At 57.9% G+C, this 684-nt stretch carries 1 pseudogene; it reads right to left on the reverse strand.

The window, feature by feature from the left end:
• Positions 1-92 precede the first annotated feature (92 nt).
• A pseudogene (locus AC2W7E_RS16220) lies at positions 93-684 on the reverse strand (hypothetical protein); the annotation flags it as partial.

The following is a 684-nucleotide window of genomic DNA, read 5'->3' on the forward strand; positions in this document are numbered from 1 at the left end:
GAATGCGCGCCAGTTGCTCCAACAGCAGGCTGCGGTTTGGCAGCCCAGTCAACTGATCATGCCGGGCCATGTGTTGCATGTTGGCTTCGGCCTCATAGCGCTGGTTGCGGTTGCGTTCGATGGAGTGCAGCAACTCGTTGATCTTGGTGATCCAGAGCCCCAGTTCGTTGCGCTCCTGACCTGGCAGCATGGGAATCATCATTTTTCCCGGCTGCTCGGGATTGAGTATGGGCGATGTAGTCGATGATGCGTGCCAATGGCCGGGTCAGCAGCACGTGATAGACGAGGTACAGTGCACCGGCCATGGCGAGGGCGCGCAATACCCCGGAGATGAGAATGATCAGCGAGTAGCGCAGGAATTTCTGACCGTAGGGTGCAGTCTCCAGAGTCAGGCGCAGCTCGCCATAATATTCGTTATAAGGTGCCCGTCCCCGTAGCGGAATGCTGAAACTCTGCTCGACGCCGAACAGCAGATCAGTGATGAAACGATAAGAGGGGGTGCTCAGTGGCCGTTCGCGACTGGCCAATGGCGGTTCATCTGGATGACCGATGGCAGCGAAATGGACAGCCTCGTTGGCGAACAAGCCTTCGATCACCTGGGTGGCCATTTCCTTGTCCAGGCTGAATATCGCCTGGCTCGCCGGGTCGTGGAACATGGCCAGGATCTGCTTGGCGTCCGATTGA

This window comes from Microbacterium sp. CFSPD4_SD4, from assembly GCF_057364585.1.